Raw genomic sequence first — 19,401 nt, forward strand, 5'->3', positions numbered from 1 at the left:
GAGCTGCCATGTGGTTGACCCGTGTCAGCGTGCGCAATCCCTACTTTGCCACCGTGTTGATGCTGGCCTTGCTGGTGCTCGGCCTGTTTGCCTGGTCGCGGCTGCCGGTGGAGGAACTGCCGGACATCCGCTTCCCGGTCGCCGTCATCACCACCCAGTACAGCGGCGCCTCGCCCGAAGTGGTGGAAAGCGAGGTCACCCGCCCGCTGGAAGAGGCCATCAATACCATCAATGGCGTCAAGCACATCCGCTCCTACTCCTTCGAGGGCAGCTCCACCATCGTGGTGGAGTTCGCCCTGACGGTAGACCCCAATGTCGGCGTGCAGGATGTGCGCGACCGGGTGGGCGGGGTGCAGGGCCGCTTCCGCCGTGAAATCAGCACGCCATCGGTATCACAATTCAATCCCAATGATCAGCCGCTGCTGTCGCTCACCTTCAGCTCCAGCCAGGTGTCGCAACGCACCCTGACCACCTGGCTGGAAAATACGCTGAAAAAACGGCTGCAGACGGTATCCGGTGTGGGCGAGGCCAAGGTGGTGGGCGGGGTGAAGCGGCAGATCCGCATCGATGTCGACCCCTACCGGCTGGAAGCCAGCGGGCTGTCGCTGCAGGAAGTGGCCGATGCCATCCGCGCCGGTAACCGCGACTACCCGGCCGGCGCCGTCAGCACCGCCAGCAATGAGCTGAGCGTGCGCGTCAGCGGCAAGCTCAAGTCGCCGGACGACTTTGCCAGCCTGGTCACCGGCTATCGCAATGGCAGCCCCATTCGCCTGTCCGACATCGCCAGTGTCAGCGATGCCGAGGCCGAAGCGGACAGCCTGGCGCTGATCGACGGCAAGCCCGGCGTGGGCATGGACATCCGTGCGGCACGCGGCGCCAACGTGGTGGAGGTGGCCGATGGCGTCAAGCAGGTGATTCATCACTTGCAAGCCCAGCTGCCGCCCGGCACCCAGGTGCGCTTTACCTATGACAAGTCGGAAGACGTCAGGAAATCGCTGGCCAATGTCGAAGCCAGCTTGCTGGAGGGCGCGGCGCTGACCGTGCTGATCGTCTTCCTGTTTCTGGGCAGCTGGCGCAGCACGGTGATTACCGGCCTTACCCTGCCGGTGGCGCTGATCGGCACCCTGTTTGCGCTGCAAGCGCTCGGCTTCACGCTTAACCTGATGACGCTGATGGCACTGTCCTTGTCCATCGGCCTGCTGATTGATGACGCCATCGTGGTGCGCGAAAACATCGTGCGTCACCGCCATCTGGGCAAGAGCCATTATCAGGCGGCGCTGGATGGCACCAATGAAATCGGCCTGGCCGTGCTGGCCACCACGCTGACGGTGGTGGCGGTGTTTTTGCCGGTCGGTTTCATGAGCGGCATCATCGGCAAGTTTTTCCACCAGTTCGGCCTTACCGTCACCGTGGCCGTGCTGATTTCCATGCTGGTCAGCTTTACCCTCGACCCCATGTTGTCCTCGGTCTGGCCCGATCCGCACCAGCATGGCGACCGCCATCGCGGGCCGCTTGGCCGGCTGCTGGACGGCTGTGAACGCTCGCTGGACCAGCTGGCCGCACACTATGTGACCGCCATCGGCTGGACGCTGCGCCATCGCAAGACGGTGCTGAGCGGCGCGCTGCTGCTGCTCGTTGGCAGCTGCCTGCTGCTGCCCTTCATCGGTGGCGAATTCATGCCACGCGCGGACAAGGGCAAGTTTTCGCTATCGTACAAAACGGCTCCCGGCTCTTCGCTGGATTACACCGCCAGCAAGGGACGCGAACTGGAAGCCTTGCTGCGCCGTCTGCCGGCGGTGCAGTCCATCCAGCTGACCGCCGGCAGCGGCAGCTTTGGCGCGGGCAAGAGCGATGGCCAGCTGGTGGTGGATCTGGGCAGCAAAAGCACGCGCCATCACAGCCTGTTCAGCGTGATGCAGCAGGCGCGCACTGCCGTCAGCCGGGTGGCCGGGGTGGAAATCCTGTCGCTGGAAGAAATGGGCAAGGAAGGCCCGGGTGGCAAACCCATCAATATCGGCTTGCGCGGCAGCAATCTGAGCGAGCTGGATGCCGCGGCCACGGCCCTGATCAAGCAGCTGGGCAGCGTGCAGGGCGTGGGCGATCTGCAAAGCAGCCTGGCCGACGCCGACCCGGCGCTCAAGCTGGAAGTCCGCCGCGATGCCGCCGCCAGCCTGGGGGTGGATCTCAGCCGGGTGGGCAGCACCCTGTCGCAGTTGCTGGCGGGCGACGTGGTGGGCAGCTGGGAAGCGCCGGATGGCGAGAACTACGATGTATTGCTGCAAGTGCCGCGCAGCGAGCGGCGCAATGAGTTGCTGGACATCATCACCGTGGCCGGGCGGCCGGATGCCAATGGCGCAGCCAGCATGGTGCCGCTGTCCACCGTGACCCGGCTCAGCCCCGGCCTCAGCCCGCGCCAGATCGACCGGGTCGACCTGCTGCGCCAGGTGACTGTCACCGGCAATATCGCCGGGCGCGACCCGGGTTCGGTATTTGCCGACATCAGCAAGATCACCGCCGCCCTCAAGCTGCCGCCCGGCGTGGTGCTGGCCGAGGAGGGCGAGCGCCGCGACATGGAGGAATCACTGGGCTATGCCTTGCAGGCGCTGGCGATGGGGGTGATCTTCATCTACATGATCCTGGCGGCGCAGTTCCGCAGCTTTACCCAGCCGCTGGCCATCATGGTGGCACTGCCGCTGGCCTTTGTCGGCGTCTTCCTCGCTTTGTGGCTGACCGGCTCCACCCTCAACATGTTCTCGGTCATCGGCATCATCATGCTGATGGGCTTGTCGGCCAAGAACGGCATTCTGCTGGTGGATTTCATCAATCAGGCTCGGCGCGAGGGCCTGGAGCGCAGCGCGGCCATCATCGAAGCCGGCCGGGTCCGGCTGCGGCCCATCATGATGACCAGCCTGGCGATGATCTTCGGCATGCTGCCGATGGCGCTGGGCGGCGGCGAAGGGGCGGAAACCCGCGCGCCGATGGCGCATGCCATCATCGGCGGCATGATCACCTCCACCCTGCTGACGCTGATTGTGCTGCCGGTGGTCTACAGCTATCTGGATGGTGTGCGCCAGTGGCTGCGGCGGTGGCTGGCGCCAACCGGGAACAGCAAGCACGTGGCTTAGCCACTGGTCATTCGATCAGGATGGCACGGTGAGCGGCCAGGTGGCTGTCTACACTGCAGTAGCCTGCTGCTAGCGAGGCAGTGATGGTTTGATGCATCTGTTATAACAGTATCAATACACACCAAGGTCGCCGCCATGTTCAAGCCACTTGCCACCCTGTTGTTGTCCTTGCTGCTGAGTGCCCACAGCCTGGCTGCAGTACCGGTACAGCCGGTGCGCTATGCCCTGGTTTCCGGGCTGAGCGATCCGCATCGGCCCTATATGCTGGCCTTGTTGCAACTGGCCTGTGACGAGGCGCGGCTGCGTTGCCAGCTGCTGGCCGCCAGCGCCATGAACCAGTCGCGCGCCCTGGTGCAGTTGGGCAAGCCGGATGGCGGCATCGACCTGTTCTGGGGCATGACCAGCAATGAGCGTGAGCAAAAGGCCCTGCCCATCCGCATTCCGCTGGACAAGGGGCTGATCGGCTGGCGGGTGGCACTGGTGCCGGCCGACCAGCCCGATTTGCTGGCCGGCATCCGCACTCGTCAGCAACTGGCGCGCCTGGTGGCCGGGCAGGTGGACGACTGGCCGGATACCACCATCCTGCGCAGTGCCGGCCTGAAGGTACTGACCAGCCAGGACTATGGCAATCTCTTTCCCATGTTGCAGCGCAAGCGTTTCGACTATTTCCCGCGCAGCGTGATGGAAGTGCAGCGCGAAGCGGCCATGCCCGTGGCAAAAGGGCTGGTGATCGATCACCACCTGCTGCTGCGTTATCCCACGGCCATGTATTTCTTTGTCAGCCCGCATCAGCCGCAGCTGGCGGCCCGCCTGGAACAGGGCTTGCGCATGGCCTTGCAGGACGGCCGTTTCAACCAGCTGTTCCTGCGCTATAACGCCCAGGACCTGGCCGGGCTGGCGCTGGCCCAGCGCACGCTGATCCCGCTGGACAATCCGCTGTTGCCACCGGCCACGCCCTTGCAGGATGCCCGGCTGTGGTATCGCCCCTGAAGGCTGCCGGCCTCAGTGCTGGCTGCCTTCCTCTTCCAGCCAGTGGCAGAAGGCTGTCACCAGTTCATCGCCCACCAGGGCTTGCGGTACCGCCCAGGAATAGCCGCGCACGCTGATTTCCGGCCCGGCCAGCGGCGCCACCAGCTTGCCGCTGGCCAGCTCGCTTTCGATGACCGGCAAGGCCCCCAGTGTTACCCCCAGCCCGTCCACCGCCGCCTGCAAGGCCAGGTAGTAATGATCAAAATGCTGATCGGCTGCCGATTGCAGGGCCGGTACGCCGGCGGCGGCCAGCCAGCGCGCCCAGGCGACCGGGCGGGTTTCCGCATGCAGCAGGGTGTGGACGGCAAGATCGGCCGGCTGGTGGATGGGCAGGCGTTGCAGCAGGGACGGGCTGCATACCGGAATCTCCCGTTCGGTGAGAAAGGCATGCGAGACAAAGCCATGCCAGTGATCCTTGCCGCGGCGGATGGCGATGTCGAAATCGGCGTTCTGATTGTTGATGCTGGCATCGGAGGTCGCCAGCCGCAGTTCGACGCCGGGATAGCGCAGCTGGAAGCGGGTGAGCCGCGGCAGCAGCCAGTGCATGGCCAGGGTGGGGGTGACATTGATGTTCAGCCGCCGCCCCTGCTTGCGTGCGGTCAGCTTTTCGGTGGCAGCGGCAATGCTGTCCAGTGCCGCCTGAATCGCCGGCAGGTAGGACTGGCCGGCCGCCGACAGCCGCACGCGCCGGCCGTGGCGCTCGAACAGCACCACCCCCAGCCACTGCTCCAGCTGCTGGATCTGGCGGCTGATGGCACCATGTGTCACATACAGCGCGCTGGCTGCGGCGCTGAAACTACCGTGGCGGGCAGCGGCTTCAAAGGCTTTCAGGGCATTCAGCGGAGGCAGGCGTCGGTTCATGCTGGTGAGTTTAGCTCACATGGAAAGCCATAAAAACTCGTTTGTTGATCGGGCCGGAGCGGGCTAGGCTTGCAATATGACTCCATCCCTGATCATTCCAAGCCGCCGCCAGCTGTTCCTGGGCTTTTTCAGCATAGGACTCAGCGGTTTCGGCGGTGTGCTGCCACAGGCGCATCGCATGCTGGTGCAGCAGCGCCGCTGGCTGAGCGAAGAAGAATTCACCGAACTGCTGGGCCTGGGGCAGATTCTGCCCGGACCCAATATCGTCAACATGTCCATCGCCATCGGCTCACGCTGCCACGGTGTGGCCGGTGCCTGGCTGGCGGTGGCCGGCCTGATGCTGGCGCCGCTGGTCATCGTGCTGAGCATGGCGGTGCTGTACGACCATTACCAGAGCCTGCCGGATGTGCAGGGCACCTTGCATGGCCTGGCCTCCACGGCGGCCGGTTTGCTGCTGGCCATGGCCTTGCGCATGGGAACGAAAATAGAGCGCCATGCGGTGGCCGCCTTGCTGGCCGTGTTGACCTTTATCGCCGTGGGAGTGCTGCGCTGGCCGCTGCTGCTGGTGTTGCTGGTGCTGGCTCCCGTTTCGGTGCTGCTGGCGTGGCAGCGTGGGCGGACGGGAGCGCGCTCATGATCCTGCTACTGCTGTCGCTGCTGGGCAGTTTCGCGCTGTTTTCGCTGATGGCGGTGGGGGGAGCCATTACCCTGATTCCGGAAATGCATCATTACGTGGTGGAAAGCCACCACTGGATGAGCGGCCAGGAATTCGCCGCGCTGTTTGCCATTGCCCAGGCCGCGCCCGGGCCGAATGTGCTGGTGGTGAGCCTGATCGGCTGGAAGGTGGCCGGTCTGGCCGGGGCCTGCGTCGCCACCGTGGGCATGTGCGGCCCCTCGTCCCTGCTGTGTTATTACGTGGCCAGGCTGTGGCAACGCTGGCATGCCTCGCCATGGCGGCGCGCCATCGAGCGCGGTCTGGCGCCATTGACCATCGGCCTGGTGGCCGGCAGTGCCATGCTGATGAGCGAGGCGGCCAACCAGCATTGGAGCGGCTGGCTGTTGTGTGCCGCCAGTACCGTGCTGGCCTGGCGTACCTGCGTCAATCCGCTGTGGCTGCTGGCCGGCGGCGCGCTGCTGGGTTTTGCCGGCTGGATCTGAACGCCTCTCTGCTGGCGGTGGCGGCCAGCGTCATCTGTGTTTCATGCTGAACCGTCACACTGCGCGCTACTGCCGCCGCCGGAGCCCGCATGTCTTCCTCTGCCATTCCCGTCCGCCTCAACCTGGTGTTGCTGCTGCTGGCGCTGCGCTTGTGGCTGGTTGAACTGGTGGCCGTGCCGCTGGCCGTGGCCTGGTTTCATCCGGCCTATGGCCTGTTGCTGGTGGCGGCGGTGCTGCTGATTCCGCTGCGCTGGCAGCTGCTGCACGAAGCCGTGCACGGCCTGCTGCTGCCCTCGGTGCGTTACAACCGGCTGGCCGGACGGTTGCTGGGCATCAGCCTGGGCATTCCCTTCGAGGTATGGCGGCAGGCGCATCATCTGCATCACCGCTACAGCCGTAGTGCGGCCTGCCGGGTGGAGGTGTATGAACCGGGCGAGGAGGCGGGCTGGCAGCGCCGGCTTTACCTGTGGCTGCGACTGTGTGGGGCGGCCTATCTGATGGCGCTGGCCGGCAGCCTGTTGCTGCTGTTCTGCCCGGCGTGCAGCCGCTGGCGCTGGCTGGCCGGACGCGCCCCCTTGTTCCCCTTGCTGCAGCGCCGTCTGTGGCGCAGCCCGCAGCGACATGGCGCGCGGCTGGATGCGCTGCTGGCCTGGCTCTTGCCCGGCCTATCCTTGCTGATCTACGGCGCGCATGACTGGATGCTGTGGCTGGCCTTGCTGGCGCGCGCGCTGCTGATCTCGCTGACCGACCATGTCTGCTTTGCCGGCCAGCCGCTGGGCGATGCCCGCCGCGCCGCCAACCTGGCCCTGCCGCGCTGGCTGGGACTGTGCCTGCTCAACAGCCATTTGCGCGGTGTGCACCACCTGTGGCCGGGGCTGTGCTGGCAGGCCTTGCCACAGCGTTTTGCCACGGCCCGGCTGGACTGGGATGGCCGTTTCGGCCAGGTAATCTGGCAGCGCCAGTGGCGTGCCACTCCCGCCACCGCCCTGCCGGTAATACCCCTGCGCAAGGCAGGGACGGGTATAATGCCGGCTGATTCCATTACGCCAAGCTAGCAAGCCCATACCATCATGACCCAGCTCAAGAACGACACTTTCCTGCGCGCGCTCCTGAAGGAGCCGGTTGAATATACCCCCATCTGGATGATGCGCCAGGCTGGACGCTACCTGCCGGAATACCGCGCCACCCGCGCCCGCGCCGGCAGCTTCATGGGCTTGTGCACCAGCCCGGACTTCGCCACCGAAGTCACCCTGCAGCCGCTGGAGCGTTTCCCGCTGGATGCAGCCATCCTGTTCTCCGACATCCTCACCGTACCGGACGCCATGGGTCTGGGCCTGTATTTCGCCGAAGGCGAAGGCCCCAAGTTTGCGCGCCCGCTGCGTGATGAAAGCGCCATCCGCGCACTGAGCGTTCCGGCGCTGGACAAGCTGCAATACGTATTCGATGCCGTCTCCAGCATCCGCAAGGCGCTGGACGGCCGCGTGCCGCTGATCGGCTTTTCCGGCAGCCCCTTCACCCTGGCCTGCTACATGATCGAAGGCGGTGGCTCGGATGATTTCCGCCATGTCAAAGCCATGCTGTACAGCCGCCCTGAGCTGCTGCATCACATCCTGGCGGTGAACGCCCAGACCGTGACCGATTACCTGAACGCCCAGATCGATGCCGGCGCCCAGGCCGTGCAGATTTTCGACACCTGGGGCGGCGCGCTCAGCCATGCCGCCTATAAGGAATTCTCGCTGGCCTATATGCAGCGCATCGTCGCCGGCCTCAAGCGCGAGGCCGATGGCCGGCGCGTGCCGGTCATCGTGTTCACCAAGAACGGTGGCCAGTGGCTGGAAGACATTGCCGCCATCGGTGCCGACTGTGTGGGCCTGGACTGGACCACCGACATCGGCCTGGCGCGTGCCCGCGTCGGTGACAAGGTTGCCCTGCAAGGCAATTTCGACCCGAACGCGCTGTTTGGCTCGCCGGCAGCCATCGAGGCCGAGGCCGGACGTATCCTGACGGCTTATGGCCAGGGCTCCGGCCATGTCTTCAATCTGGGCCACGGCATCTCCCAGCATGCCGATCCCGAGCATGCCGCCGCCCTGGTAGCGGCCGTGCATCGCCTGTCCCGTCCCTTCCACCAGTAAGCCTGCCATGGCCGGGGTATGCGCCCCGGCCATGCCGCTATTGGCCAGCCTGACCTGATCAATCCCCGCTTTATTAGCAGGGTGTTTGGCAAAATAAGCGGGTCTGTCAGCTGTTTCATCCAGTTCGGGTCGTGGGGTATAGCCCCAGCCGCGGCGGACTTTGCGCTGCCGGCACAGGCTTTTTTGCCCGGCTGATCAAAGGGGTGTTGACAGCTTTGCCCGGTGGTGTTCTCAGAGTTATTCACACCGGGAACTGTGGCTGTGCAGACTTGTCAAGCCCACTGGGCAATATTAGTGCGCTGATTGTAAGTCATTGAAAAATAAACACTTATTCTTCTGATTAATTTTTGTGCAATCTAGCGGAAATGCTGATTTAATAGCCTTTCCCCGGCCGGCAAGCGAGTTGTGCACAAAGATATCCACAGCTTCTGTGCATAGATCGCGCAAAGCCTTGTCAGAATTGGGTTTGATGTAAAAGGGAAAATTTCCGTGGGTCTTCAGAGAGTTCAGGTGGTGGTCGATCTGCCCCTATTTGGCGCATTTACCTACCTGTCTCATTTTCCAGTCAGCCCCGGTCAGCGGGTGGCGGTTCCCTTTGGCAATCGCCAGTTGTGTGGCGTGGTTGTCACTGGCATACCCCCGGAGGGTTTGCCGGACAGCCAGCTCAAGCAGGTGGAACAGGTATTCGACAGCCTGCCCCCCTTGTCAGCCGATTTCCTCGCCCTGGCCGAATTCGCCGCCGCCTACTATCACTTCCCGCTGGGCCAGACCCTGTTTACCGCCCTGCCAACGGCATTGCGCGAGGCGCGCGACATCACGCCGCCGGACGAGCGTCCCTATGGCCTGACTGATGCGGGCCTGGCTGCGATGCCGGCTGCACGGCAACGGGCGCGGCTGGCCTTGTGGCAGGCGCTGGGCGATGGCCCGCTCACGCAGACGCAAGCCCGTCAGCTCACGCCGCAGGCCGGCAAGATCCTGGCCGACTGGCTGGCCGAGGGCCTGGTGCACAGAGTGGAGCCGGACCTCCAGCCCTTGCAACTGGGCCCCAGCCCGCAGCTGAATGCCGACCAGCAGGCGGCACTGGATGCCTTGAGCAGTGGGCCGGCTGGTTTCCAGCCCTGGCTCTTGCATGGCATCACCGGCAGCGGCAAGACCGAAGTCTATCTGCAGCGCATCGCGCGCTGCCTGGCACAGCGGCAGCAGGTACTGGTGCTGGTGCCGGAAATCAACCTGACCCCACAACTGATCGAGCGCTTCATCCAGCGCTTTCCCGCCAGCCGCATCGCCGTGCAGCACAGCCAGTTGGCCGAGGGCGAGCGCCTGCGCAACTGGCTGGATGCCTGGCAGGGGCGGGCCGACATCATCATCGGCACCCGCTTGTCGGTATTCACCCCCATGCCGCGGCTGGGCATGATCGTGGTGGATGAAGAACATGACGGCTCCTTCAAGCAGCAGGACGGCCTGCGCTACCATGCACGCGATCTGGCGATCTGGCGGGCACACCGGGCCGGCATTCCCATCGTGCTGGGCAGTGCCACGCCCAGCCTGGAAACCGTGGCCAATGTCGAGGCCGGCCGCTACCGCCAGCTCAAGCTCAGCCAGCGGGCGCATGGCGCGGCCAAACTGCCGCAGGTGCGGCTGGTGGACACCCGGCGCGCCAAGCTGGTCGAGGGCTTGTCCGAGCCGGTGATCAAGGCGCTGGCGGCACGGCTGGAACGTCAGGAAATGAGCCTGGTGTTCATCAACCGCCGCGGCTATGCCCCGGTGCTGGCCTGTACCGATTGCGGCTGGACCAGCGGTTGCCCGCGCTGCTCCACCCGGCTGGTACTGCATTTGCTGGAGCGCAAGCTGCGCTGCCATCATTGCGGCTGGGAGGAAAACGTCCCGCATGCCTGCCCGGAGTGTGGCGCGCCCGACATCAAGCCGCTGGGCGAGGGCACACAGCGGCTGGAATCCGCACTGGGCCGTTTGTTCCCGACAGCGCGCATCCTGCGCATCGACCGCGACACCACCCAGCGCAAGCAAGCTTGGGACGACATCTATCGCAAGGTGCATGCCGGCGAGGTGGACATGCTGGTCGGCACCCAGATGCTGGCCAAGGGGCATGACTTTGGCACCCTGTCGCTGGTGACGGTGCTCAATGCCGACGGCGGGCTGTACTCGGCGGATTATCGTGCGTCCGAGCGGCTGTTTGCCCAGCTCACCCAGGTGGCGGGCCGCGCCGGCCGCGCCGATGCGCCGGGTGAAGTGCTGGTGCAGACGCAATGGCCGGAACACCCGCTGTATCAGGCGCTGGTGGCACATGATTTCGATGGCTTTGCCGCCAGCCTGCTGCAGGAACGCCGGCAGGCGGCCTTTCCGCCCGCGGTGTATCAGGCGCTGCTGCGGGCCGATGCCGCGGAACTGGCCAGCGCCAGCGCCTTTCTCACCCAGGTGCGCCAGCAGGTACAGCCGCTGGCCGCCGAGGTGCTGATCTCCGGCCCGGCCCCCGCCTTGATGGTGCGGCTGGCCAATCGCGAACGCGCGCAACTGGTGCTGGAGTCGGCCAATCGCCAGGCCCTGCACCGTTTTCTTGATCAACTGCCCCCGCTGCTGGATGCCCAGGCGCGCCAGTACGGCCGTGGCTTGCGCTGGTCGCTGGATGTCGACCCGCAGGAGATGTAATGAAGCCTGTTTTACCCGCTATCGCACTGCTCATGCTTGCCGCCACTGCGGCGGGCGCCACGCTGGACCTGCACGGCCTGAAAGCGGATGAAGTCGCCATCTGGGCGGCGCCGGTCGAAGGCGGCGCCGAATTGGCCAGCCTGCGTGCCGATGCAGCGGTCAATCCGGCATCCACCATGAAGCTGCTGACCAGCTGGACGGCGCTCAACCGGCTCAAGCCCGGCTACCGCTGGACCACACGGCTGCTGTCGGACGCACCGCTGGAAAACGGCGTATTGAAGGGCGATCTGGTCTGGGTGGGCGCGGGCGATCCACGCTTCAGCACGACCAATCTGCAAGAGCTGCTGCGTGGCCTGCGCCAGCGCGGGGTGCAGCGCATCGACGGCCGGCTGCTGCTGGACAAAAGCGCTTTCAGCAGCATCGGCACGGCGGAAAATTTCGCAGGCGACGAGGGCAGGTCTTTCACGGTCGAACCGGATACCCATCTCACCGGCCTGAAAGTGGCCTGGCTGCGCTTTTTCAATGATGCCAATGGCGCCAGGGTGGTGCTGGACCCGCCACTGGCCGGCATCAGCCTGCAGGCCAGGCTGAGCAGTGCCGGCGGTTCCGCTGCTTGCCCGGATGTCCGGCAATGGGTGCAGATCCGCCAGCAAGCCGGGCAGATCGAAGTCAGCGGCAAACTGCCCGCAACCTGCGATGGCAGTCAGGCTTATGTGAATGTACTGGAACACAATGACTTTGCTGCCCAGTCGTTTGCCGCGCTGTGGGCCGAACTGGGCGGCAGCGGTCCGCAGGGGGTGGCTGTTGCAGCGACCCCGGCAGGGGCGCGCACGCTGGCGCAATTCCAGTCCGAGCCGCTGACCGTGGCGCTGAACGATATCAACAAATACAGCAACAACACCATGGCCCGCACCGTTTACCTCACGCTGGGGAAGGAGGAGGGCGGCAGCGATACCCCGGCCGCCGCCCAGCGCGCAGTACGCCGCCTGCTGGCCGAGCAGCATATTTCCGACGAAGCACTGGTGCTGGAAAACGGCTGTGGCCTGTCGCGGCGCGAGCGCGTATCCGCCCGCCTGCTAGGCCAGGTGCTGCTGAATGCGGCGCGCGGTCCCTATGCGGCTGAGCTGCTGGCCAGCCTGCCTGTCGCCAGCGAGGACGGCACGCTCAAACGCCGCTTTGCCGCCATCGGCCCGCGGCTGCGCATGAAAACCGGCACGCTGAAGGACGTCAAGGCGCTGGCCGGTTACTGGCAGGCTGCCGACGGGCGGCGGCTGGCCATCGTCGCCATCATCAACAGCCCGCGGGCGCTGGCGATGGGGCCGGCACTGGACGGCATCGTGGCGGATCTGATTCACCGCTTCGACCGCAGCGCGCCGGATAGCAGCCAGTTGGCGCCGGCAGAAGCTATAATGCAGCCCTGAATCCCACCACGCATCAAACAGGTTTTGTCATGAAACACGTCACCATGTATACCACGGCGGTCTGCCCCTATTGCATCCGCGCCAAGCAAGTGCTGGCCAGCAAGGGTGTGACCGGCATCGAAGAAATCCGCATCGATCTGGACGATGCGGCGCGCGAGCGCATGATGAGCAGCACCGGTCGGCGCACCGTGCCGCAAATCTTCATCGGCGACACCCACGTCGGCGGCTGCGATGACCTGGTGGCCCTGAACCAGGCCGGCAAGCTGGATGTGCTGCTGGCGGATTGACGCCAATCAAGCAAGCACGGAGTCCTGCGCCGCAGCGGCCCATTCCCGCCGGGACACACTGGCCGCACACCGTGCTTTCATGCGATGATGCAAACCTGATTTTCCTTTGCAACCGGCTGCCATTGGCGGCCATCAGCGAGACTGAGACATGAGCGAGCAACAAGAGCTGCAACCGGTATTCTCCATCGAAAAAATCTACGTAAAAGATCTGTCCCTGGAAGTGCCGAATGCACCGCAGGTCTATCTGGAAGCGGCCCAGCCGGAAATCGACATGCAGCTGGCCAGCGAAGGCAAGCAGGTCGATGAAGGCTTTTACGAAGTGGCGCTGACCGTGACCGTGACCGCCAAGCTGCCGGAAAAAACCATGTTCCTGTGCGAAGTGACCGAAGCCGGCATCTTCCGCATCGAAAACGTACCGGTTGAAGACATCGAGCCGATTCTCGGCGTGGCCTGCCCGAACATCCTGTTCCCCTACGCCCGTGAAACCGTTTCCAATCTGGTGAACCGTGCCGGCTTCCCGCCGGTGCTGCTGTCGCCGATCAACTTCGAAGCGCTGTACATGCAGCAGCGCGCCCAGCAAGCCGAAGCCGGCAACGCCTGATGCTGCGCCGCCTCGTCACTGCTGCTGCCGTGCTGGCCGGGCTGCATGCCCTGCCGGCGCAGGCGCTGGAATTCCGTTCGGTCAAGGAAACCGGTGTGGCGCTGTACGAGGCGCCCGCATTGAGTGCCAAAAAGCTGTTCCTGGTCAGCCGTTATTATCCGGTGGAAGTGTTGTCCAGCCAGAAAGACTGGGCACGCGTGCGTGATGCCACCGGCGGCATTGCCTGGATTCCGCAGGCGGCGCTGTCCGGCCAGCGCTGGCTGCTGGTGACGGCCGACCAGGCCGTGGTGCGCGCCACGGCCTCGGCCGATGGCCAGCCCCTGTTCAGCGTGGCCCGCGATGGTGTGCTGCAATGGCAGGAAGCGCCCAAGGATGGCTGGGTCAAGGTCAAGCATCGCGATGGCAGCAGCGGCTTTGCCCGCATTACCGATCTGTGGGGCCTGTAAACCATGAAACTGGCCATTCTGGGGAGTGGAGCCTGGGGTAGCGCCCTGGCGCTGGCTTTTGCCCGTCATCATGACGTCAGCCTGTGGGGCCGCGATGCCGCCCAGATGTCGGAAATGGCTGCCGAACGCGTCAACCGTCGCTATCTGCCCGACAGCCCCTTTCCCGCCAGCATCACGCTGACCGCAGAATTGCCGCGCGCCATCCATGGTGCCGAGCTGATCCTTATCGTCACCCCCATCGTCGGCCTGCGGCCGACCTTGCGCGCCCTGACGGCACTGTCCTCGTCGCTGCCGCCCATCCTGTGGGCGTGCAAAGGCTTCGAAGCCGGTTCCAGCCTGTTGCCGCATCAGGTGGTGGCCGAAGAATTGCCGCCGGATCACCCCTGCGGAGTATTGTCCGGCCCCAGCTTTGCCCGTGAAGTGGCCGAGGGCCTGCCGGCTGCCGTCACCATTGCCGCCGATGATGCCGAGTTTGCCCGGCGCATGGCGCGCGAGCTGCACAGCCCCTTGCTGCGGCTGTATGCCAATGATGATCTGGTGGGGGTGGAAGTGGGCGGCGCCGTCAAGAACGTGATGGCCATTGCCACCGGTGTGGCCGATGGCCTGGGTTTTGGCATGAATGCCCGCGCCGCGCTCATCACCCGTGGCCTGGCAGAAATCACCCGGCTGGCCAGTGCGCTGGGTGCCAGCCAGCAGACCATGATGGGTTTGTCCGGCATGGGCGATCTCATTCTCACCTGCACCGGTGCGCTGTCGCGCAACCGCCAGGTAGGCTTGAAACTGGCCGAAGGCAAATCGCTGGAAACCATTCTGGCCGAACTGGGCCATGTGGCCGAAGGGGTGAGCACTGCCCGCGAAGTGCTGACCATGGCGGAAAGACTGGAAGTGGAAATGCCGATCACCGCCGCCGTATGTGGCCTGCTGTATCAGGGCAATGATCCGCACCGGGTGGTGGAGGGCTTGCTGAGCCGTGCGCCCAAGTCGGAAGGTGGTGGCGCGCTGGATTGACGGTGCGGCCATGCCAGTCAACAAAGCCTCCGGAATGGAGGCTTTTTTGTGTGCTGCGTATATCGGCTGCCTAGTGCGTGTGCTGGTTCTCGCGCAGGCTTTGCGCATCCCAGTAGGCATGGATTTTCTGGATACGCTGCTGTTCGGAGGCCGGCAGTCTGGCGAAATCATTGTTGATGGCTTGCTGCTCGGCCTGCCAGGCGCTTACCGTGGCGGCTGGCGGTGGGTTGTGCTCGCGGCCGTGGGCAAAAACGGTGCTGCTGCTGATCAGGGTAATCAGGGCGATGGCCAGGGTTTTCATACTGTATTCCTTGCTGAAGAGAGGGGGTCTGCTGTGTTCTGCAGCTTGGTGACAGTATATTTTTGGCGATTGATTCAATAAATACTGGTTATTTAAATCATTTGTTTACTATTGGTGTTTAATGGCGCGGAACTTTGGCCGGTGCGCATCGTCATCACCGGCCACCCATGCTGTGCTGGCTGATTCCGCCGCGGCTTCAGGGCGGGCTGCCGGCCTCGTCTGTGCCGGCCGTGGTGGCGTGCTCTTCCGCCGGTGCGGCCTGTTGCAGGCGCAGGGCAATCTCGTGCTGATTGAAACGGCCATTACTGTGGCGCAGGCGCTCAGCATAGAGAATGATATTGTCGCCGTCGGCAATCAGGATGGCCGGGGCGGTATAGCCGCTAAGCGGATAGCCACTGGCCAGTACCCCGTATTGCTTGTGAAAATCGCGACCACGCAGGGTGGACAGCAGGGTGACGCCGGGCAGGCCATGTTCGTGCCGGCTGCGCAGCAGGGAAGAGGGCGAATCGACACAGACCATGATCAGCTGCAGTGCCGGCCAGCTTTCGAGAAAGCGCCGGGTGTCGCGCAGCAGTGCCAGGCCGCCGTGTTCTTCCTCGTCCAGCGACAGCAAGGTCAGAATCACCTTGGGCTGGCCGGCAAACGCCTCCAGCGCAATATCGCGTTTGTATTCATCCACCAGCATGAAGCTGGGCAGATAACTGTCCGGCCGCGGGAAATCGCCGCTCACCGGAATGGCCTCGTCACCATACTGCAGTATGAAATCGTCCATGTGCTGCCTCCTTATCCTTTCATGGTGGACAGCAGGGCGCCAAATACAAGGCCGATTCGCCATTCTGTTGACCTGCGGGCACAAAAAAAGCGGCCGAGGCCGCTTGTGACGGGCGAGCTGCCGCTCAGGGATAGAACCAGTACAGGCTGTAGCCCATGGCGCGCACCTTGCCGGCATCCAGCCGCATGGTGACTTTCACCTCGCTGTTGGCATTGAAGCGCTGCAGCTTGAAGTCGTCGGCCTTCAGGTATTCCTTGGGCGAGAACACCTTGCGGATCAGCACCTGGTCGTCGGCATCCTTGAGCGAAACTTCCAGCATCGGATAGTTCTGGGCAAAGGCGGCATGGTTTTTCAACGTGGCGGACAGCTGGATCAGGTTGGCATGTTCCGGCACGAAGGCCAGCTCCGACCATTCGGTGCGGATCTGCGCGATATCGGTGGGCCAGGGCACACTGCAACCGGCAATATGGCAGAAAGCCTCCAGCGCCGGCCGCGCTTCCGGTACTTCGGCGGCAATGCGGGTGCGGTTGAAGTAAACCAGCTGGCCGGCCAGCAGCACGCTGCCGATGATGGCCAGCAAGACCATGGCCACGGTCAGTAGCGGATTGCGCCGCTGTTCGTCCTTGCTGCTGTCCTCATCTGTTTCGCCCAGATCGCCATAGGGGTGGGGCGGGCGCGGCGGTGGAGCCGGAATGTCAGCCTGCTCGCTGCTGGGCGCAGCTGCCGGCGGCGGGACATCATCGGCCTGTTCGCCACGGCGACGTTTGTTGCCGAATACATCGGGCAGCGGAGCGGATTGTTCTGGCTCATCCAGTTCGGCGACGTAATTCTGGCTGGGTGGCGGACTGTTTTTGCGGGTTTGCAGGGCTTCGGCCAGTGCCCGCTGGAATTCTTCTGCCTCGCGGCTGCTGGCGCCGTCGGGCTGCTGCAGTTCGGTGGCAGGTGCCAGCGCGGGGGCAGCTTCCAGCTCGAAATCCGCGGCTGGAGCCGGTCCGGCCGCAGTTTGCGGGTCGAAGTCGGGCAGTTCCAGCTCGAAATCGTCCATCGGATCGGCTGGTGGCTGTGGCGTGCGGGCGGCTGCCGGCGGCGGGGCCGGCGCGGGCTGCGGAGCCAGCGGTGGCGGCGTCAGTACCGGCGGCGGGGTGTCGGTGCTGACAAAATGCTCGGTGGCGTTGAATACATGCGAACAGCGCCCGCAGCGGACGAGTCCGTTGGCGGCAGATAACTGCTTGTCGTTAACCTTGAAACGGGTCTGGCAACTGGGGCACTGTGTCGTATAGCTCATACGCTTGGGCGTCGGGTTCCTGTCAATCGTGTCCAACCCTCGTCGAACACGGGCGTATCCATGGTGAACCATTGCGCATAAATGGCAGACAGTTCATCAGCCTGTTCGGCAAGAATACCGGAAAGCACGATTCTACCACCGGTTTTTACATGGCTTGCCAACAGCTGGCCGAGCATGCGCAGCGGATTGGCCAGAATATTGGCCAGTACCACATCATACTGTTCGGCCGGATTGGCATCCGGCAGGCAGAAGGTGGCGCTGACCTGGTTCTGTTCTGCATTGTCGCGGCTGGAACGCACCGCCTGGGCATCGATATCCACCCCCAGCGCCGCGCCTGCGCCCAGCTTGAGGGCGGCAATGGCCAGAATGCCGGAGCCGCAGCCGTAATCCAGCACGCTTTCACCACCGGCAATGTGCGCATCCAGCCATTGCAGGCACAGCCGCGTGGTGGGATGGCTGCCAGTACCGAAGGCGAGGCCCGGGTCCAGTTGCAGGTTGATGGCGTCCGGCGACGGTGCATCGTGCCAGGTGGGGGTGATCCACAGGCGGTCCGAAATGCGGATGGGCTCGAACTGGGATTGCGTCAGGCGCACCCAGTCCTGCTCTTCCACGCGTTCGGTCTTGTAGGCCGGCATGGCCAGCTTGCAGGCGGTGCAGGCAGCGGCGATCAGCAGCGCGACATCTGCATCTTCGGCAAACAGGGTGATGATGCGGCTGTGATTCCACAGCTTGTCCACCGGCATGCCGGGTTCGCCGAAAATGGGCTGTTCCAGCTCGGTGCCGGCCAGCGCATCTTCAATGGCGGTCGACAGTGCGCCGGCGTCCATCAAGGCATCGGCCAGGCGTTCGGCCACCGCCGAATCGGTGTCGATGGTGGCTTGCAGCCAGGCCATTATGCCTCTCCCTTTTTCATCTGCGACAGGCGTTCTTCCAGATAGTGAATGCTGGTGCTGCCACGCTGGAAGGCGGCATCCATGAACAATTCCTGGTGCAGCGGGATATTGGTCTTGATGCCGGAGATGGAGATTTCCGACAGGGCCACGCGCATGCGCGCCATGGCCTGTTCGCGGGTGTCGCCGTAGGAAATCAGCTTGCCGACCATGGAGTCGTAGTGCGACGGCACGGTATAGCCCTGGTAGATATGCGAATCAATGCGGATGCCTGGGCCACCGGCCGGGTGGTAGCTTTCGATCTTGCCCGGCGAGGGCACGAAGGTAAACGGGTCTTCGGCGTTGATACGGCATTCCATGGCATGACCGCGCAGTACGATGTCGCTTTGCTTGTAGCGCAGCTTTTCGCCGGCGGCAATGCGGATCTGCTCCTGCACGATGTCCACGCCGGTGATCATCTCGGTCACCGGGTGTTCCACCTGTACGCGGGTGTTCATTTCGATGAAGTAGAACTCGCCGTTTTCGAACAGGAATTCAAAGGTGCCGGCGCCACGGTAGCCGATGCGGCTGCAGGCTTCGGCGCAGGCGGTGCCAATGCGCTGGCGCTGCTCGTCGGTGATGCCCGGAGCCGGTGCTTCTTCGATGATTTTCTGGTGACGGCGCTGCATCGAGCAATCGCGTTCGCCCAGGTAGATGGCATTGCCGTATTCGTCGGCCAGGATCTGGATTTCGATATGGCGCGGCTGCTGCAGGTATTTCTCCATGTAGACAGTCGGGTTGCCGAATGCGGCGCCGGCTTCGGTGCGGGTCATCTGTACCGAGTTGATCAGCGCACCTTCGGTATGCACCACGCGCATGCCACGGCCACCGCCGCCGCCTGCTGCCTTGATGATGACCGGGAAGCCGATTTTCTTGGCGATCTTGACGATCTCGGCCGGATCATCCGGCAAGGCACCTTCGGAACCCGGCACGCAGGGCACGCCGGCGGCAATCATCGCATCCTTGGCGGAGACCTTGTCGCCCATCAGGCGGATGGTTTCCGGGCGCGGGCCGATGAACACGAAACCGGACTGTTCCACCCGTTCGGCAAAGTCGGCGTTTTCCGACAGAAAGCCGTAACCGGGGTGGATGGCCTGGGCGTCGGTCACTTCTGCAGCGGCAATCAGCGCCGGCACATTCAGATAGCTCTTGGTCGACGGGGCCGGGCCAATGCAGACCGATTCATCGGCCAGCTTGACGTATTTGGCTTCGCGGTCGGCTTCGGAATGCACGACCACGGTCTTGATGCCCATTTCGCGGCAGGCGCGCTGGATGCGCAGGGCGATTTCGCCGCGGTTTGCAATCAGGATTTTTTCAAACATGGTAGGGACGTCCGTTGAGTGGCGCGTCAAACGACAAGGGCACAGACGCTGCGTCGTGCC

General features: G+C 64.1%; 18 protein-coding genes. 12 read left to right on the plus strand and 6 right to left on the minus strand.

Features of this window, described 5'->3' with window-relative positions; translation table 11 throughout:
* Positions 1 to 8: 8 nt before the first annotated feature.
* Both JHD64_RS13100 and JHD64_RS13105 read left to right on the plus strand, forming a co-directional pair.
* Entirely contained in the window at positions 9 to 3,125 is a 3,117-nt protein-coding gene (locus tag JHD64_RS13100) for an efflux RND transporter permease subunit (protein ID WP_199053504.1), read from the plus strand.
* A gap of 135 nt (positions 3,126 to 3,260) precedes the next feature.
* Positions 3,261 to 4,115 (plus strand): hypothetical protein, encoded by an 855-nt coding sequence (locus tag JHD64_RS13105; protein ID WP_199053505.1) that lies wholly within the window; start codon positions 3,261 to 3,263, stop codon positions 4,113 to 4,115.
* A gap of 12 nt (positions 4,116 to 4,127) precedes the next feature.
* Here JHD64_RS13105 and gcvA read toward each other — a convergent pair whose 3' ends face one another.
* Positions 4,128 to 5,015 (minus strand): transcriptional regulator GcvA, encoded by an 888-nt coding sequence (gcvA, locus tag JHD64_RS13110; protein WP_059287454.1) that lies wholly within the window; start codon positions 5,013 to 5,015, stop codon positions 4,128 to 4,130.
* Between the two features lie 76 nt (positions 5,016 to 5,091).
* Here gcvA and JHD64_RS13115 point away from each other — a divergent pair, with 76 nt between their 5' ends.
* The 10 genes from JHD64_RS13115 (at position 5,092) to JHD64_RS13160 (ending at position 14,732) form a co-directional block, all read left to right on the plus strand.
* Positions 5,092 to 5,652, plus strand: a complete 561-nt coding sequence (locus JHD64_RS13115) for a chromate transporter (protein ID WP_059287455.1) — start codon at positions 5,092 to 5,094, stop codon at positions 5,650 to 5,652.
* A complete protein-coding gene (locus JHD64_RS13120; RefSeq protein ID WP_233170484.1) occupies positions 5,649 to 6,173 on the plus strand; it encodes a chromate transporter in 525 nt (174 codons plus the stop codon). The genes JHD64_RS13115 and JHD64_RS13120 overlap by 4 nt, the downstream gene beginning before the upstream one ends.
* An 89-nt stretch (positions 6,174 to 6,262) precedes the next feature.
* Positions 6,263 to 7,228 carry a fatty acid desaturase gene (locus JHD64_RS13125; protein ID WP_110313376.1) on the plus strand — a complete coding sequence of 322 codons (966 nt, stop codon included), beginning with the start codon at positions 6,263 to 6,265 and terminating at the stop codon, positions 7,226 to 7,228.
* Between the two features lie 15 nt (positions 7,229 to 7,243).
* A complete protein-coding gene (hemE, locus tag JHD64_RS13130; RefSeq protein ID WP_199053506.1) occupies positions 7,244 to 8,305 on the plus strand; it encodes a uroporphyrinogen decarboxylase in 1,062 nt (353 codons plus the stop codon).
* 489 nt (positions 8,306 to 8,794) lie between these two features.
* Complete coding sequence (locus JHD64_RS13135; RefSeq protein ID WP_199053507.1) at positions 8,795 to 10,969, plus strand: primosomal protein N'; 2,175 nt, start codon at positions 8,795 to 8,797, stop codon at positions 10,967 to 10,969.
* Positions 10,969 to 12,390, plus strand: a complete 1,422-nt coding sequence (dacB, locus tag JHD64_RS13140) for a D-alanyl-D-alanine carboxypeptidase/D-alanyl-D-alanine-endopeptidase (RefSeq protein WP_199053508.1) — start codon at positions 10,969 to 10,971, stop codon at positions 12,388 to 12,390. The genes JHD64_RS13135 and dacB overlap by 1 nt, the downstream gene beginning before the upstream one ends.
* 29 nt (positions 12,391 to 12,419) lie before the next feature.
* A complete protein-coding gene (gene grxC / locus JHD64_RS13145) occupies positions 12,420 to 12,677 on the plus strand; it encodes a glutaredoxin 3 (protein ID WP_110313372.1) in 258 nt (85 codons plus the stop codon).
* A 148-nt stretch (positions 12,678 to 12,825) separates the two neighbouring features.
* Positions 12,826 to 13,278, plus strand: coding sequence for a protein-export chaperone SecB (gene secB, locus JHD64_RS13150; protein ID WP_059287677.1), 453 nt, complete (start codon positions 12,826 to 12,828; stop codon positions 13,276 to 13,278).
* Entirely contained in the window at positions 13,278 to 13,724 is a 447-nt protein-coding gene (locus JHD64_RS13155; protein ID WP_199053509.1) for an SH3 domain-containing protein, read from the plus strand. The genes secB and JHD64_RS13155 overlap by 1 nt, the downstream gene beginning before the upstream one ends.
* 3 nt (positions 13,725 to 13,727) lie before the next feature.
* Positions 13,728 to 14,732, plus strand: coding sequence for an NAD(P)H-dependent glycerol-3-phosphate dehydrogenase (locus JHD64_RS13160; protein ID WP_110313370.1), 1,005 nt, complete (start codon positions 13,728 to 13,730; stop codon positions 14,730 to 14,732).
* 70 nt (positions 14,733 to 14,802) lie between these two features.
* On the opposite strand, the gene JHD64_RS13165 is transcribed toward JHD64_RS13160, so the two are convergent.
* The 5 genes from JHD64_RS13165 to accC all read right to left on the minus strand — a co-directional run bounded on the left by JHD64_RS13165 (position 14,803) and on the right by accC (position 19,341).
* A complete protein-coding gene (locus JHD64_RS13165; protein WP_199053510.1) occupies positions 14,803 to 15,033 on the minus strand; it encodes a hypothetical protein in 231 nt (76 codons plus the stop codon).
* 196 nt (positions 15,034 to 15,229) lie between these two features.
* Positions 15,230 to 15,805, minus strand: coding sequence for a redoxin domain-containing protein (locus JHD64_RS13170; protein WP_199053511.1), 576 nt, complete (start codon positions 15,803 to 15,805; stop codon positions 15,230 to 15,232).
* Between the two features lie 124 nt (positions 15,806 to 15,929).
* The gene (locus tag JHD64_RS13175; RefSeq protein ID WP_199053512.1) at positions 15,930 to 17,090 is read right to left on the minus strand and encodes a DUF3426 domain-containing protein; all 1,161 of its coding nucleotides are present in this window, start codon (positions 17,088 to 17,090) and stop codon (positions 15,930 to 15,932) included.
* Positions 17,087 to 17,983, minus strand: coding sequence for a 50S ribosomal protein L11 methyltransferase (prmA, locus tag JHD64_RS13180; RefSeq protein ID WP_199053513.1), 897 nt, complete (start codon positions 17,981 to 17,983; stop codon positions 17,087 to 17,089). Before prmA ends, JHD64_RS13175 begins: the two co-directional genes overlap by 4 nt.
* Entirely contained in the window at positions 17,983 to 19,341 is a 1,359-nt protein-coding gene (gene accC / locus JHD64_RS13185; RefSeq protein ID WP_059287043.1) for an acetyl-CoA carboxylase biotin carboxylase subunit, read from the minus strand. The genes prmA and accC overlap by 1 nt, the downstream gene beginning before the upstream one ends.
* Between the last annotated feature and the right edge of the window lie 60 nt (positions 19,342 to 19,401).

It is taken from the genome of Aquitalea sp. ASV15, from assembly GCF_016429115.1.
GTDB classification, from domain to species: domain Bacteria; phylum Pseudomonadota; class Gammaproteobacteria; order Burkholderiales; family Chromobacteriaceae; genus Aquitalea; species Aquitalea magnusonii.